A 16233-nucleotide genomic window follows, 5' to 3' on the forward strand; every position below is an offset into this window, starting at 1 on the left:
AAAAAGAACCCGGACGAGCTGGTCACTCACGATCCGGGTTCACTTTACGAAATGAGGAAAGGGGCGGACGAAAGTTCGCCCCTTTCCAAGAACAAATATAGCATCTCATCGACCATTGCTAAAGTGTCAATTCGTCTAATGCGAAACTCTTCAGGGCTGGACGGCGGCACTCAGAGTATTATTCTGCAATTTCAAAACAGGCTAGGACTCACAGACAATGCGCATGAATTTGAGCAGCCGCTCGCCAGGGTTGCAATGGCTGGGTCTGCTTGCCCTATCCCTGCTCTTTTTTGTAATTTTTCAGGCCATGCGCCTCCCCGCAGCGCTGCTTCTTGGTCCCATGGCAGCGGCGATTGCGATTGCGGCGGCTGAAGGCGCCATTCGTGTTCCGGTACGTCCTTTCATCCTATCTCAAGGTGTAATCGGTTGTCTTATTGCCCATAGTATTGAACCCTCGACGCTGAAAGAAATGGTGCATGACTGGCCGACTTTCCTGATGGTCATTGCATCTGTAATTTTTGCCAGCAACACGCTCGGCTGGTTTCTCGCACGTTGGCAGGTACTGCCAGGTACGACGGCAGTCTGGGGTTCGTCGCCGGGTGCAGCTGCCGCGATGACCCTGATGGCCGAAGCCTATGGCGCGGATATCCGCCTCGTCGCCTTCATGCAATATCTGCGCGTTGTTTTCGTAGCAGTGGTCGCCTCGCTCGTTTCCCGCATCTGGATAACAGGTCCGGCCGCCGCAGCACCTGAATTCATCTGGTTCCCACCACTCGACTGGTTAGGCTTTGGCCAGACCTTGATTCTGATCATAGGAGGAAGTTGGCTCGCGGTCAGGTTGCGTATCCCGGCTGGACCAATGCTGGTGCCGATGATTCTCGGCATTATTCTTCACAATACCGGCCTGATGACCATCGTACTGCCGCCCTGGATGCTTGCAGCCAGCTATGCGCTGATCGGCTGGAACATCGGCTCACGCTTTACGCGGCCGATCCTCGTTCATGCAGCGCGCGCCCTGCCCCGCGTGGTTGCATCCATCCTTACACTCATCACCATATGCGGCGGCATTGCAGCCTTGCTGGTTTATTTCGCCGATATTGACCCGCTAACAGCCTATCTTGCCACCAGCCCGGGCGGTGCCGATTCCATCGCTATTATTGCCGCCTCAAGCGATGTGGATCTGCCATTCGTCATGGCAATGCAAACAGCGCGTTTTCTCATCGTGCTGGTAACGGGCCCGGCCATCGCCCGCTTCATAGCAAAGCGCACGGGGCTGACCGGCAGGAATGATCTTTGATAATGTGGGAAAAATGGTACGGACCGATCGCTTTACCGTACTTCGTGATGCCAAACTTACTGGCTTGTTTCGATACCCCAACAATTGATGCGGCGCGCTATGTGGCCCACGGTACTGTCTGCTTTCATCCCACATTGAGTTAGCAACAGATTAAGCGCATATGGTCACGGCGATTAAGCTAGGCAGAGTAAACGCATGTTCCTAGATACTTCTGATGTCGTGAAGGAGAATTTGAAGCACATTGCGGCAAGCAATCCTGCGCAAGCGAACATCATGATGGTGCAACTGGCCGTCGACGCCCTAAAGGCATGCTCATACACAGCATCTTTTACGACTGATCTGCAGATTAATCTGTGCCGCTTGGCGGTGCGCCTGATCAACTCCGCAGGTGCAGCGGGGGATTCTGCACTAGCTGGGTATTACCAACCGGCGATCGCGGGTTTGCGGGATATTCTTGAAGTGGCGTTGCTGCTGGATTTGTTTCAACGAGACAATACACAATTTATCCGTTGGATAGAATCCTCGGAAAAAGAGAGAAAATCTCAATTCAAGCCTATCAAAGTGCGTCAAATGCTTGAAGAACGAGACAGTTCGACGGTCGATTACAGGCGAGCAGCTTACAACCTATATTCAGGTCATGGAACACACGTCGACCCGGGTCGTCATCATTCAATTTCCCCAAATGACCTGACAATCGTAGGTCCCTTCCCAGACGAGCCGCGCATCATCGCGATAAGTTATGACATAGCGAGGCACATGGCTGCAGCAACGGCTTCGTGTATGACGATCGCAGTTAGACAAAGGGTCAAGAATGAGGATGCCGTCGCCCTCATGAATGCGTATTATTCATTCTGGTACGCCGTGATCAGGTGGACGGAACACGATAATCCTATCCTGAACTTGAGAGTTTCGGCGGCCTGACTTTAGGCGGCATGAACAGATAGGCGAAACTTGCAACATACTTAACGGTATTGTTGGGTCACTCCACCATTTGTTGGAAGGGCATCAAATGCTTTTGAGTGATTTCAACGGAACACTTTTATGTGCCACACGACCTGGGCAAAGCGCACGGGGCTGACCGGCAGGAATGATCTTTGATAATGTGGGAAAAATGGTACGGACGGGTGGATTCGAACCACCGACCTCAGGAGCCACAATCCTGCGCTCTAACCAACTGAGCTACGACCGCACACCGTCAAGTTTTTGACTTGGCGTCACATACGGAGAATTGATGCTTTTTGCAAGCGCTTGATGCAACAAAAGGCAGGGACATTCCCAAAAAAACGCCAAGCTACCTCCAGAAAAGAAAAAAGGCCGGGGGGAGGACCCGGCCTTTTCCATAAATGCGAGAATGGCTGGGAGGAGATGCCGGTTCTCGCGTCTCCGGCGGCTGGGAGGAGGAATGCCGCTGGAGAATATCTGGATCGCCTAACGCCTTTGCAGGCAAAATTGCGATCCGCAGGTGCCTGATCAGGCTACCTTTACGTCCTTGATCGCCTTCTCTACAGCCGACTTGACCGGTGCGGAGATTTCTTCAACTGCCTTGGAAGCAACAGCCTGAAGCTCTTTGGCCTGGCCGGAGATTGCTTCAGCCTGCTTGCGAACAAATGCAGTCTGCAGTTCGATAACTTCGCCGAACGACTTTACGCCGAACAGAGCTTCGATATGTGCAAAGCCAGCTTCTGTGTTGGTGCGCAGGGCAGCAAGCGCCTTCAACGAAAGAGCAGTGCCATTGGACTGGGCAGTTTCGAAAGTTGTTTCAAGAGTCTTCTGTGCAGCTTCAGCCTGATCCTTGATCTTGGCATAGGCTTCCTTGGACTGGGCAACACCCTTTTCAGTGAACTCACGAACCTGATCGGTTACAGCGGTAGCATCGAAGGCAGGCATTGCAAATGCGTCGGCAGTCTGTTTAGCAGTCTTGCTCATAATAAAGCCCTTCCTTGGTGCAGATGTTTGTCTCTGCAAGTGATTTGATAGGCCGAATATAATACATTTATTGTGCATTGCAACATTTTTCTTGCAGCGCACCATTTCCCGTTGATTTTCCAAGGAAATTATTCTGGGGACCATTAAAAGGCGCTGATCGAAGTTAACTAAACCAAGAGAAAGAGCTGGCAGACAAGAGGCAGCCAGTGGACGCGCGCCGTTGTGGCTATTATTAATAAAGTATTAAGGACGTCGCATGGATGCGGTGGTCCGCTACGGAGCTGCTAAACAATAATGGCGTCTGGAACATACCCGTTCATCGACATTGCCGTTCTCGATGAAATTCGCGAGCACTTTGCCAATGGCGATGCGCTTGTGGTCATTTCACCCGATCTTGCAAATGTCATCTGGGCCAATGGCCAGGGCGCCTCCATGCTTGGCTATGCGACAGTCGATGATATATTGACTGCTGGCACGGTGCTGGGCGTTCAGGCACAGCGGCAGTTGAAGGCGCTGGACGGCTTTCCTTCCATCGGGCATGGGCGCAGTGTCTCGCTTCGCATTGCATTCGGGCTGACCAGCCGCATTCTAACCTTTCAGGCCAGCGATATTATCCTGCCGCGAGGCGAACAGGCCATCGTGCTTTCAATCGCCAATAATGACCGCGTGAGTTCCGAGGAGCAGATCGCAGCTCTGGCGATAAAAGGCTTTGGTGACGAAACAACCCATGCCGCCATGGTCGATGGATCAGGCGTTGTCATCGCAGCATCGCAACAATTTTCAGCGCTTGGCTTTAATGACAAGAGCCTTGGCGACCTGGTGCGCGAAGTCCGCCACGAGCGTAATCGGCTGGTGAAGCGCGCTGTCACGACGATAAAGGGTATTGTGCCGACAGGCATAGCCCGGCTGACTGATAGCCCTGCCCTGCATTTATTGCTGGCTATCGAACCTGAGAATGTCGGGCTGGTGGCGCCTGCCGAGAATGTAATTCCCGCTGCACCTGTTCCAGATGCCGAAGTGAAGGACGTGCCGCAGGCAAGTCTGTCATTCGAACCGATTGCGCCCGTCACAACTGCCGAAGATAAACAGGCGGCAGTAAGACCAAGCGAGAGTGAACCAGTTTCCGAGACGTTTCAATATAGGCCCAGTGACACATCCGCCCGTTTTGTCTGGAAAGTGGATGCGCAGGCCAATTTCAGCGAGATTTCGCCGGAATTCGCGGCAGCAGTCGGGCCGGTTTCAGCCGATATTATCGGCAAATCTTTTCGCAACGTGTCCGCCCAATATGGTTTTGATGCGGATGGTGAAATAGCCGGGCTTCTTGAACGGCGCGATACATGGTCAGGGCGGGCCGTGCTTTGGCCAATCGAGGGCACCAATCTGCGTGTGCCAATTGAACTTGCAGCATTGCCCATCTATTCGCGTGAGCGGGTCTTTTTGGGTTTTCGCGGCTTTGGTGTAGCCAAAATGGCAGAGGTCGTTGAGGACTTGACCGTCATCGACACGCCATTGGACTCGAGCGGGCTGGAAACTTCGGTCGATCCTATAGCTGCCAGCGAGACCGATTCATTTGGGGGTGAACCGCCGGCTCTTGCCACCGCATCATCAGAGCCCAGCAATGTTGTAGCGCTGAAAACCCAGCGGCCCTTGCAGAATGATGGCCGCTTGAATGATGCAGAACGCAATGCATTTCGCGAGATCGCCGAGAGGCTGCGCCGGGAGGTTCTTGCAGAGCCCGCTTCTGTTAACGCAGAAGAAGCCGTTACTGATCGGGAAGAAAAAGCGAAGCCTGTAGCCGCGAAAGCCAAGGTGCCTGAAGCCGAGATTGTTGGGCCCGGATTTGCCGCTGACGCGCCGTCGAAGAGTTTTGCCAGCGACATTCGCGAGCAGGTGCGCCAGGGCGTCGACACATCGATTCTGGCAGCCTTGCCGCTTGCTGTTTTGATCCATCGTGAAGGCCAGATTCTTTATGCCAACAAAGCCATGCTTGATGCGACGGCTTATGAGAGTGCAGAAGAAATCAATGTCGCTGGCGGATTAAGCACCCTTTTCGCCGACGGCCCTAAAGGCGAAGACGAGGATGAAGGCGGCATGAATTTGCGCCGCAATGACGCTTCGACGCTCCGTGTTGAAGCACATTTACAGGCAGTGCGCTGGAATGATGAAAACGGCGATGGGTCACGCGCCCTGCTTCTGGCTTTGTCGCCCCAAACAAAGGCCAATCATTTCGACGAAAGCGAACGACTGCTGCTGCAGACGCGGATCGATGAGCTCAACGCCATTCTCGATACGGCTACCGATGGTGTGATCCTGCTTGACTCCGCAGGTTCCATCCGCTCGATCAATCACTCTGCTTCCGCGCTGTTTGGCTATGAACCGGAAGAGGTCAACGGCAAAGCATTCTCGCTCCTGTTCGCTATCGAAAGCCAAAGAGCGGCGATGGATTATCTCAACAGCCTTTCCAATAATGGTGTTGCCAGCCTGCTGAATGATGGGCGCGAAGTGATTGGCCGCGAAAGTCAGGGGCGTTTTATTCCGCTGTTCATGACAATCGGCAAGCTGGACGCTTCCAAAGGATATTGTGTCGTGCTGCGCGACATAACCCACTGGAAACGCGCGGAAGAGGAACTGCTAAGCGCCAAGCGCGAGGCTGAACGCACGTCCACTCAGAAAAGCGAATTTCTGGCTCGCATCAGCCATGAGATCCGCACGCCGCTGAACGCCATAATCGGTTTTTCCGAATTGATGGCGGATGAAAAATTCGGTCCCATCGGCAGCGAGCGTTACCGCGACTATCTGCACGATATCAGCCGCTCGGGTAATCACGTGCTTTCGCTGGTCAATGATCTTCTGGATATTTCCAAGATCGAGGCTGGCGCTGTCGAGATGAATTTCGAGGCAGTCTCCTTGAACGACGCCCTGACGGAAGCTGTCGCGATCATGCAGCCACAAGCCAATCGCGAGCGCGTCATTATCCGGTCAAGCCTGACCTCGCGCTTGCCGGACATCGTGGCGGACAACCGCTCCATCACGCAGATCGCGCTGAATTTATTGTCAAATGCCGTGCGTTTTACCGGCCCTGGCGGGCAGGTCATCGTTTCGACAAGCTATGAAGCCAGCGGCGATGTTTTGCTGCGGGTACGCGATACAGGCATCGGCATGACCCGGCAGGAGGTCGAGCAGGCTCTGCGCCCCTACAAGCAGATTACAACACCGGGGAATGTTCGCAGCGACGGAACAGGTCTCGGTCTGCCGCTCACCAAAGCGATGGCGGAAGCAAACCGGGCGAGTTTCAATATTAATTCCAGCCCGGGCCGCGGAACGATGGTCGAAATTACGTTCCCTTCAACGCGGGTGCTGGCCGAGTAATCTTCCATCTTCGAATAAAGATACCCCTGCTGATATGCAGGGGTATGGTCCTTATTGATCAAGCGACGATTTCAACGGGGCCATGATCATCGCAATGATCGCCATGTGGATGATGCAAATGCCCATCCACGAGATAATCAATATGATCCCCGTGGGGTACAGCCTCGTGGCCGCAGCCAGGACCATGCACATGGTCAGCATCGTGGCCCGAGCAATGATGTTCCGGTGTGCAGCGATCAGGATTTTTGGCGCTTACCTCAAGCACGTGCTCATCAATATGGTCGCCATGAGGGTGATGCAAATGGCCATCGTGAAGGTAGTCCACATGATCGCCGTGACGAATGGCGGTGTGGCCGCAATTAGGCTCATGCTTGTGATCATGATCGTGGTGATGCGGAAAAGTGCAGTTGCTCATAATTCATTCCTTTCAAAAAAACTTGGTGGTTAATGTTGCTCGATCGCATTCTCGATAAGCTTCAGGACGTGATCGTCGGCAATTAAATAGATCACGGTCTTACCGTCCTTACGTTCTCCGACCAGACGCGCGCCTGTCAATTTGAAAATGCGCGCGCACGGGATTAAACAGGAGCTTAGGCAATAAAATTGCGCCAAAGCCGTTTTATCGACTTGAATTGCTGCCCATGATGGCTAAACCGTTGATAGATAGTGCAATAGCACCATGAGCTTTGGCTCACTGGCTGTAAATCGGAATACTCATGTTCTGGCTGAGACCGAGAAACCTTTTGGCGACAATCCTGCTATTGGCATTTATCGCCGGTGGGATACTCGTTGCTTTGCCCAGCCTTGTCAGCACGGATCTCATTCGCGAGCGTTTGGCTCAAGAAATCAGCAACTGGACTGGCTACAGCGTCGAAGCAAGTCAAGAGCCTCACATTTCCTTCTTTCCAACATTCACCGCGTCAATGGGCAATGTGACCATCCGCAACCCATGGGCTACGGAAGGCCAACCCTTCATGCAGGCAGAGCGGATCGAGGTTGATCTTTCCCTGCTCTCGGCGTTGATGGGAAAAACCGAATTCACCGAGACCAAAATCATCAGGCCACGGTTTGTCCTCGATGAGCCAATTAAAAGCCTTGCAGATATTGGTGAAGCGCTTGCCAGGAGCGATGGGCGCATCGGCGATGTCGTGCGCGAGGCAAAGGCCGCTATCGTGGCGAACCCTGCCAAGCCGGATATGAGCACAGTGTCGTCGCAGCCATTCGGGCGTGTACGGCTGGAAGATGCAATGGTCACGTTCAAAAGGCCTATCAACGGCGCTGAAGAACAGATTTCAAGCATAAGCGGTGTTTTTGACTGGCCGCAGACATCTGGCATTGCCAGCTTTCAGGGCAAAGCAATCTGGCATGGCGAAGAGACTGAAATCGACAGCTCTGCCAGCAAGGCGCTGCTGCTTCTGGCGGGCGGGTCAAGCCCGATGCAGATCAATCTGAGTTCGACGCCATTGACCCTTTCTTTCAATGGCTCCGCCAATATTGCCAAGGACCGTTTTTTTGAAGGGACACTATCCCTCACCTCACCATCGCTGCGACGCACGCTCGAATGGTCCCGAATGGCGGAAATCCCGACGGCGCCAATTGGCAGCTTTACGCTTGATGCTTCCGTTACCGGCTCCTCTTCCCGTGTGAAACTGGATAATCTGACGGCCACGCTGAACGACAATCCGGCAAAGGGTGTGATCGAAATCACGCTGAATAACGCGGCAACGGGCACTCCGCTTGGTATCAATGGAACGCTGGCATTCGAGACGTTGGACCTTCGCTCGGTTTTCTCCGGCATCATGCCGCTGCCGGATGGCTCAGCCAATTCCGACGCTGAGATAAACACGGCCTTTCTTAAACAGCTCAATCTTGATCTGCGGGTTTCGGCGCAAAAGGCAACGGCGGGCAATGTCAGCCTGACAAAGGTGGCGGCGACTGCACAAGTGCGGAATGGCCGCGCCATATTTGACATTGGCGATGCCACTGCTTTTGACGGCTCGGTTGCCGGAAGCTTCCAACTTGCCGACGAACCTGAAGCCGGGACAACCGGGGAGTTGCGCTTGAATGGAACCGATGTAAACAGCGCTTCCATTGCCTCGCTGCTCGGACTTGGAAATCGCTTTGAGCTTGGCAAGGGCACCGTGTCACTGGTGCTGAAGGGGCCGATAACACGCTGGTCCACAGCCTTGAGCAGCGCCAAGGGCACGCTATCCATGCGCTTCGGCAATGGTCAAATCCGTAGTCTCGATCTCAATCGCTTGCTTAGCAAAGCAAAGACAGATCGATTTTTCAGCCTGAACGAAAAGACCGATGCATGGCTTAGTCTCGACAGGCTGGAGCTTAAGGCAAATATCATGGACGGTGTCGCGGCGCTCGAAACGGCGCAAATCCAGAACAAGCTTGGCACCTTTACCTTTGCAGGCATTGTAACGCTTGTGAGCAAGAGCCTGGCACTCACCGGTGACTTCGCAGCACCGATCGCTACGCCCGCGCCTGCGGAAGGCGCGCCGGCTGATGCGCCAAAGCCGGAACCTATGTTCAATCATACGCGGTTCTTCATCGGCGGCTCGTGGGACAATCCATTCATCTCGCCAATCATTTCACAATAATTCGCCTATCCCCTCTGGTGGAGCGAGAAAGGTTCGCGCTTTTTTGCTGTTTACTTACGCTGCAAACAACAGCATTTCCTGCATCAATTCCGTGCGGCGGCCTGTTCATCGCGGGCGCGGTTGACCTCACGGCGCTTATTGGCAATCGAAGCGATGATTACTCCCACAGCAACAATGGCGATAAGGATCGTGCAGGCAGCATTGATCTCCGGTGTCACGCCAAGACGCACCTGCGAATAAATGCGCATCGGCAAGGTGGTTGCCCCTGGTCCAGAAGTGAAGCTGGAAATAACCAGATCATCAAGCGAGAGGGTGAAAGCAAGCATCCAGCCAGAGACGACAGCAGGAAGGATAACCGGCAATGTCACCTTGAAGAACGTCGTGACGGGCGTTGCGCCAAGGTCCATCGCCGCTTCTTCCAGCGAACGATCAAAGGTGACAAGGCGCGACTGAACCACCACGGCCACGAAGCACATGGAAAAAGTGATATGCGCGAGCGTGACTGTCAAAATGCCCCTGTCGAGACCGATGGCGACAAAGAGCAACAGCAGTGACAGACCTGTGATGACTTCAGGCATGACCAGCGGCGCATAGATCATCGCGGAAAAGAGCATGCGCCCGCGAAAGCGCGTGTAGCGGGTCATCGCCAACGCACCGAGCGTGCCAAGAATGGTAGCAAAGGTCGCCGAAATCAGGCCGACACGGATGGTAACCCAAGCCGCATCGATAAAGGCTTGGTTGTGGAAAAGCGATACATACCATTTGGTGGAGAAACCGGCCCAAACGGTGACGAGACGGGACTCGTTGAACGAATAGATCACCAGCAGAACGATGGGCAGATAAAGAAAGGCAAAGCCCAAAACCAGCGAAGCAATGTTAAAGCGGGACCAGGTTGTGTTCATTTTATTTCCCGCTTTCCTGGGCTTTGGCTTCGGACCGCTGGAACAGCACAATGGGCACGACCAGCAGCAAAAGCAGGACAACCGCAACCGCCGACGAGACAGGCCAATCGCGGTTTGAGAAGAATTCGCTCCACAATGTCTTGCCGATCATCAGCGTAGACGAGCCGCCCAAGAGATCAGGAATGACAAACTCGCCGGTAGCCGGAATGAAAACAAGGAAGCAACCGGCAATGACACCGGGCATTGAGAGTGGAAATGTGATCTTCCAGAACGCCATGAGCGGCGGGCATCCAAGATCTTCGGCAGCTTCAACCAACGAATAATCCATCTTTTCCAAAGCCGAATAAATCGGCAGGACGAGGAACGGCAGATAAGAATAGACGATACCGATGAAAATCGCCGTATTGGTGTTGAGAATATTCAGCGGGGTATCGATGACATTGGCCCACATCAGAAACTGATTGAGCAATCCCTCGGGCTTCAAAATGCCTATCCACGCATAAACGCGAATAAGAAAACTGGTCCAGAATGGAAGAATGACAAGCATAAGCAGAGTCGGGCGAACGCTTGCAGGCGCGCGCGCCATGCCATAGGCGATTGGATAGCCTATGATGAGTGTCAGAAGGGTTGAAACCGCCGCTATGAGCAGGCTGGAAATATAAGCCTTATAGTAAAGCGGATCCTCGACCAGCCAGATATAATTATCCCAGGAGAACTGCGATATGCTGTTGAAGACAGACCTGATACCCGCCGTAATATCAAGCACGGGCGTATAGGGCGGAATGGCCATCGCCACTTCGGACAGGGAAATCTTGAATACGATGAAGAATGGAACAAGAAAGAAGACCAGCAGCCACAGATAAGGGACGCTGATGACCAACCGGCTTGTGACAGATGCTATCAATTTTTGCATCGGATAGCCCTCCTCACGCGGTTAAAAGAATACCGGCATCGGTATCGAAATTGACCCAGACCATATCCTCATATCCAAGCGGGTCTTCCACCGTGCGCACTGCATTCAGGCTTGCCGCCTTGATGATACGGCCATTTTCAAGCCGCACATGGAAAACTGTCATGTCACCGAAATAGGCAATGTCGTAAAGCTCGCCATAAGCGGTGTTAACTGAGGAGTTTGCAGGCTCCTTACGGCTGATTCTGATTTTCTCCGGCCGGATTGCGAAACCGACCGTTTGCCCGACAGAACAGTCGCGCGTCGCCTCCGTTCGGATCGTCATTTTATCGGTCGCAACGTCAATATCGATCTTGCCCTTTTCGACCGCCGCCGCCGTACCCTCGAACATATTCACATTGCCGATAAAGTCTGCGACAAATTTCGAATTAGGTGCTTCGTAAACTTCTGCAGGGGTCGCCACTTGCTTGACCTTGCCCTTGTCCATGACCGCGATGCGATCTGACATGGTCATTGCCTCTTCCTGATCATGCGTTACCACGACGAATGTCAGACCAAGCTTCATCTGCAGGTCCATGAGTTCGAACTGGGTTTCCTCGCGCAGCTTCTTGTCGAGTGCGCCCAGAGGCTCATCCAGAAGCAAAACCTTTGGCCGCTTGGCGACACAACGCGCCAAGGCAACGCGCTGGCGCTGCCCGCCAGAAAGCTGGTGCGGCTTGCGCTTGGCAAATTGTTCGAGCTTGACCAGTTTGAGCATCTCGGCAACGCGGGCTTCGATCTCGTTTTTGGGCATGCCATCCTGCTTGAGGCCAAAGGCGATATTGCCCTCGACTGTCATATGCGGAAACAGCGCATAGGACTGGAACATCATATTGACCGGACGCTTATACGGCGGAATGCCGCTCATATCCTGGCCATCAATCAAAATACGGCCCGATGTCGGTGTTTCAAAGCCAGCCAGCATGCGCAGCAGCGTTGACTTGCCGCAACCCGACGCGCCGAGCAGCGCAAAGAACTCACGATTGTAGATATTCAGGGAAAGATCGTCGACCGCGGTGAAATCGCCGAATCTCTTGGTAACGTTCTCGACAGCGATGAAGGGCTTTGCTTCCGGATCATTCCAGGGTGCAAATTTGCGGCGAAAACTTCCCAATGACTTCATAATATGCCCCGATATTCTGTCGCTTTTGTTAAAAGACCCCGGCAATTGCTGCCGGGGTCTTTGTTGATTATTGGCCTGTGACGACTTTGGTCCACAGGCGCGTCACCACACGCTGAATTTTGGTATCGTAGGGTGTGACGGTAAACAGTTTCGACAGAACTTCAGGCGTTGGATAAATCGCCGGATCATCCATGATTTCCTTGCTGACGAATTCCTGCGAGGCCTTGTTGCCATTGGCATAGAAGACCACGTTGGAAGCCTTGGCGGCTACATCCGGACGCATCAGATAATTGATGAGTTCGTGTGCTTCGGCCACATGCGGCGCATCGGCAGGAATGGCCAGCACGTCGAACCACATTTGCGCAGCACCCGGAATGGAATAGCCGACTTCAACACCGGCCTTGGCTTCCGCTGCGCGGTCGCGGGCCTGGAAAATATCGCCCGAATAGCCGAGCGCAAGGCAAATATCGCCGTTGGCCAGTCCATTGATATATTCTGACGAATGGAACTTGCGGATATTGGGGCGGGTCTTTTCCAGCAACTCACCGGCCTTTGCCAGGTCGTCTGGGTTCTTGCTGTCAGGATCAAGACCAAGATAGGCAAGAACGGATGGCAGGACATCGGTTGCCGAGTCGAGAACATGAATGCCGCAATCCTTGAACTTGGCAGCCAGTTCCGGCTTGAACAATGCATCCCATGTCGGCGGCTCATCATTGCCCAGGATTTCCTTGGCTTTGGCTACGTTATAACCAAGGCCCGTGGTTCCCCACATCCAGTCAACCGCATATTCATTGCCGGGATCGTATTTCTGGACGCGCTCGGAGATGACGTCCCACATATTGGAGAGGTTTGGCAGCTTTGACTTGTCGAGCTTCTGGAATACCCCGGCAGCAATCTGGCGCTGGAGAAAGGAGGCTGTCGGAACAACAACATCATAGCCAGTTCCGCCTGCCAGAAGCTTGGTTTCCAGAATTTCGTTGGAGTCGAAGGTGTCATAGACGACCTTGATCCCTGTTTCCTTGGTAAAATCTTCAAGAGTGGTCGGGTCAATATAGTCTGACCAGTTGTAGACATTAACGACGCGTTCCTGCGCCCACACGGATGTGGTCAGCCCCAGCGCAAGCGTTGCGGTTAACAATATTGTTTTGATACCCATTATTTTCTCCATGCTGCCAGCACCTTCTACAATGCCGCTCGTTCCCAGATCGACGCTTTACTGTATCTTTGTGCATCCGCGAAGGTGCACCGCACAGGTAAGTTTCCCCTACCTTTTTAGATTGCGATGACTTCGTCAACTGGGATCGCGCAGGTCTTATGCAGAAAGTTGTTTGGGCATGAATTTTTTTGCATCAAACTCAGTGGTGTTACGCACCTTTGCCCCGGAAAAACACGGAACGTATCAATGTAAAAAAGCGATTGAGCAACAGGGAAAGCCGGCTTGGTGGTCCACCGTACTTTTCATAAAACTCATCCTCCGACATCCGGCACCTTTGATTCCGGCTTATTAGCTGATGGGCCGTGCCCCACAACAGGTAAAAATCGCCACTCATATTTATCTCCAGTAAAAAACCGTTTGCACATGAGAGAAGAATGGGCAGATTAATGGCTGTTTTCTACGAGCAACGATGAAACAGATTTTTCAAAAATGAAAAACGAGAATTGGGATGACCTGAAACTTTTCCTGCATGTTGCGCGCGAGGGTGGCTTAACCGGTGCATCGGAAAAAACCGGTGCAAGCCCGGCGACAATAGGACGGCGGCTATTGGCTTTGGAGCGCCAGATGGGGCGCAACTTTTTCATACGGCGGCAAACCGGTTATTCGCTGACCAAGGACGGACAAGCGCTGCTCACACATGTTCTGGCGATGAACGAAGCCGCCCGGTCTATCGGCGCCTGGAATGAAGGCGTCAATGAGCTTCCGACGGTGCGTATTTCAGCTGGCAGCTGGATGTCGCATTTCATGGCGGTCAATCTGGCGCAGCTATGGACGCCTGACGACCCATTCCGTCTTTGTTTCAAGACGGCGGAAATCCGTCTTGATCTGGCGCATCGCGAAGCGGAAATCGGCATTCGCAACAGCTTTCCGGAAAGCAGCAATCTGGCGGCGCGGCCGATTGGCGATGTTGCCTATGCACCCTACTGCGCCAGCCATTTCAACATGGTGCGTGACTGCAACTGGGTGGGGATCGGGGCTGATGACGCGGTCGCACCTTCTGCGCGCTGGCTGCTTGCTCAGACAGACCTATGGGTGACGATCTGGGCAAATAATCCGCGCATGCTGCATGATCTTCTGCGTAGCGGAGCCGGACGGGGAGTGCTGCCGTGCTTTGTTGGCGATACTGACCCTTCGCTGGTGCGGGCCGGCGAGGAGATCAAGCCGCTTTATCACCGACAATGGCTGGTGATGCATGATGATGACAGGCGGCGCCCGGAAATCCGCACCTTGGTCGAGCGGCTTGCGCAACTGATCGAAAAACAGCAGCCGCTGTTTCGTGGCCAAAGGCCGAGAGGATGATTACTGAAAATCAAACGCGCTCAACCCTGTGACCATTTCATCAAGGCCGAGCGGGCGTGTAACCGGTGGCTCGGCACGGGAAAGGCAGGCCGAGCGCTCGCACAGGCGGCAGGCGGGCCCGACAGGCGTGAGACCAACAAACTTGCCAAGAGGCGCGGCACTAATGCTGCGATTTCCCAGCGCGCTACCATAGACTGTCTCATCGGCAAAGCTGATGTCACATCCCAGCAGAAGTGCAGTACGACGCGGACGCTCATTGAAAGCGCCTTGCGGACCTTCGAGCGTGCGCGCGATGGTCAAAAACTCTGCACCATCCGGCATTTCCACCGCCTCAACCAATATTTGACCGGGCTGCGCAAAGGCCGAATGAATGGCAAGTTTGGGACAGTCGCCGCCAAAGCGCGATTGTGGAAAACCCTGCGCGCCCGCCCTGCGGAAACGGTTTCCCGCATGATCGACTTCGAGCATGAAAAAGGGAATGCTGTTACCAGGTGCGGCAAGCGTGGTGAGCCGGTTTGCCGCTTGTTCGAAGGAAACGGAGAAACGAGAGCGCAGCACATCAATGTCATATCTGGCGCGGGCAGCGGCGGTCTGGAACGCCTGATAGGGCATCATCAGCGCATGGGCGGCGTAGCGGCCAAATTCAAAGCGGGCGATACGGCGGGCTTCGTCGGATGAGAATTTGAGATCCTGAATTTCGGCGGCAATGACCACCTGCATGCGGATCAGCGCCGCTTCCATGGCCAGTTCACGCAATTGGTCGAAAGGCGACAGGCGCTCTGACAGAAACAGGCGCTGCGAGTGACGATCATAACGGCGGCGCCAGTTGGGCATGGTCGCGACCGGCAGGATGCGAACTGTGGTGCCATATTCGCTTTTCAGCCACGCCTTCAGCGCTCCTGAAAGATCATCCCCGGGCTTTATCAGACTGAGGAAGCTATCTACCTCTCCTTCAATGCGCGGGAAATAATTGGCGCGGCGCTCCATCACCTCGCGCACTTCATTGAGCGGCAGGCGCGTGCCGGAAAGCGATGGCGCCTGCCCGTCCTTGGCCAGAAGCGCCGAAAGATCCGACAGGCGCTCTTGCTGTTCGCGATAAGCGCGGTAGAGCTTGATCATGCCGGTGGCAGCATTGGGCGCAGCGTTGGAAATCTCGATCAGTTCCTGATCACCCGGCAGTTCTCCATTCAACAGCGGATCAGAAAATACCTCTTTAAGCGACGCCATGGATGATCCGGTTTCAAGCTGCAGCGTATCCAGCTCGATCTTATAGGTGGAGGATAGCTTGAGCAGGAGCTGCACGGTGAGCGGACGTTGATTGCGCTCGATCAGATTGAGATAGGAAGGCGAAATGCCGAGCGCCTCGGCCATGGAGGTCTGCGTTAAACCCTGCTCATTGCGGATGCGCCTGATGCGCGGACCTGCGAAGATTTTTCCCTCAGCCATCACAACTCCCGCATTCTGTGACAATATTTACATTAAAGCGCTCTTTGCAGCCTATTACAACATTTACAGATTTACAATCGCGATCTGTAAATACCAT

General features: G+C 53.9%; 12 protein-coding genes and 1 tRNA gene. 5 read left to right on the forward strand and 8 right to left on the reverse strand.

The window, feature by feature from the left end; all coding sequences use genetic code 11:
- The first annotated feature begins 217 nt into the window (after positions 1-217).
- A complete protein-coding gene (locus V9K95_RS08725) occupies positions 218-1297 on the forward strand; it encodes an AbrB family transcriptional regulator (protein ID WP_336440576.1) in 1080 nt (359 codons plus the stop codon).
- Positions 1298-1492: 195 nt separating this feature from the next.
- The gene (locus tag V9K95_RS08730) at positions 1493-2218 is read left to right on the forward strand and encodes a hypothetical protein (protein ID WP_336440577.1); all 726 of its coding nucleotides are present in this window, start codon (positions 1493-1495) and stop codon (positions 2216-2218) included.
- 191 nt (positions 2219-2409) lie between these two features.
- On the opposite strand, the gene V9K95_RS08735 is transcribed toward V9K95_RS08730, so the two are convergent.
- Both V9K95_RS08735 and V9K95_RS08740 read right to left on the reverse strand, forming a co-directional pair.
- Positions 2410-2486 (reverse strand) — tRNA-His (locus V9K95_RS08735).
- A gap of 281 nt (positions 2487-2767) precedes the next feature.
- Positions 2768-3223 (reverse strand): phasin, encoded by a 456-nt coding sequence (locus V9K95_RS08740; protein WP_115055277.1) that lies wholly within the window; start codon positions 3221-3223, stop codon positions 2768-2770.
- Between the two features lie 294 nt (positions 3224-3517).
- Here V9K95_RS08740 and V9K95_RS08745 point away from each other — a divergent pair, with 294 nt between their 5' ends.
- Positions 3518-6592, forward strand: coding sequence for a histidine kinase dimerization/phospho-acceptor domain-containing protein (locus V9K95_RS08745; RefSeq protein ID WP_336440578.1), 3075 nt, complete (start codon positions 3518-3520; stop codon positions 6590-6592).
- Between the two features lie 58 nt (positions 6593-6650).
- Here V9K95_RS08745 and V9K95_RS08750 read toward each other — a convergent pair whose 3' ends face one another.
- Positions 6651-7007 carry a hypothetical protein gene (locus V9K95_RS08750; protein WP_336440579.1) on the reverse strand — a complete coding sequence of 119 codons (357 nt, stop codon included), beginning with the start codon at positions 7005-7007 and terminating at the stop codon, positions 6651-6653.
- A gap of 301 nt (positions 7008-7308) precedes the next feature.
- Here V9K95_RS08750 and V9K95_RS08755 point away from each other — a divergent pair, with 301 nt between their 5' ends.
- Positions 7309-9201 carry an AsmA family protein gene (locus V9K95_RS08755; protein ID WP_307282886.1) on the forward strand — a complete coding sequence of 631 codons (1893 nt, stop codon included), beginning with the start codon at positions 7309-7311 and terminating at the stop codon, positions 9199-9201.
- A gap of 83 nt (positions 9202-9284) precedes the next feature.
- On the opposite strand, the gene V9K95_RS08760 is transcribed toward V9K95_RS08755, so the two are convergent.
- The 4 genes from V9K95_RS08760 to V9K95_RS08775 all read right to left on the reverse strand — a co-directional run bounded on the left by V9K95_RS08760 (position 9285) and on the right by V9K95_RS08775 (position 13331).
- Positions 9285-10103, reverse strand: a complete 819-nt coding sequence (locus V9K95_RS08760; RefSeq protein ID WP_115055256.1) for an ABC transporter permease subunit — start codon at positions 10101-10103, stop codon at positions 9285-9287.
- A 1-nt stretch (position 10104) separates the two neighbouring features.
- Positions 10105-11016, reverse strand: a complete 912-nt coding sequence (locus V9K95_RS08765; protein WP_336440580.1) for an ABC transporter permease subunit — start codon at positions 11014-11016, stop codon at positions 10105-10107.
- Positions 11017-11029: 13 nt separating this feature from the next.
- A complete protein-coding gene (locus V9K95_RS08770; protein ID WP_115055258.1) occupies positions 11030-12175 on the reverse strand; it encodes an ABC transporter ATP-binding protein in 1146 nt (381 codons plus the stop codon).
- Positions 12176-12242: 67 nt separating this feature from the next.
- Positions 12243-13331: a polyamine ABC transporter substrate-binding protein gene (locus tag V9K95_RS08775; RefSeq protein ID WP_336440581.1), complete on the reverse strand. Its 1089-nt coding sequence runs from the start codon at positions 13329-13331 to the stop codon at positions 12243-12245.
- A 489-nt stretch (positions 13332-13820) separates the two neighbouring features.
- Between V9K95_RS08775 and V9K95_RS08780 the strand changes: the two genes are divergently transcribed.
- Positions 13821-14690, forward strand: coding sequence for a LysR family transcriptional regulator (locus V9K95_RS08780; protein ID WP_115051247.1), 870 nt, complete (start codon positions 13821-13823; stop codon positions 14688-14690).
- Here the strand turns inward: V9K95_RS08780 and V9K95_RS08785 are convergent, their stop codons facing one another.
- Positions 14691-16136: a helix-turn-helix domain-containing protein gene (locus tag V9K95_RS08785; RefSeq protein WP_307282876.1), complete on the reverse strand. Its 1446-nt coding sequence runs from the start codon at positions 16134-16136 to the stop codon at positions 14691-14693.
- Between the last annotated feature and the right edge of the window lie 97 nt (positions 16137-16233).

Origin of the sequence: Phyllobacterium sp. CCNWLW183, assembly GCF_037203775.1 — a bacterium.
In the GTDB taxonomy this organism is placed as follows: Bacteria; Pseudomonadota; Alphaproteobacteria; order Rhizobiales; family Rhizobiaceae; genus Phyllobacterium; species Phyllobacterium ifriqiyense.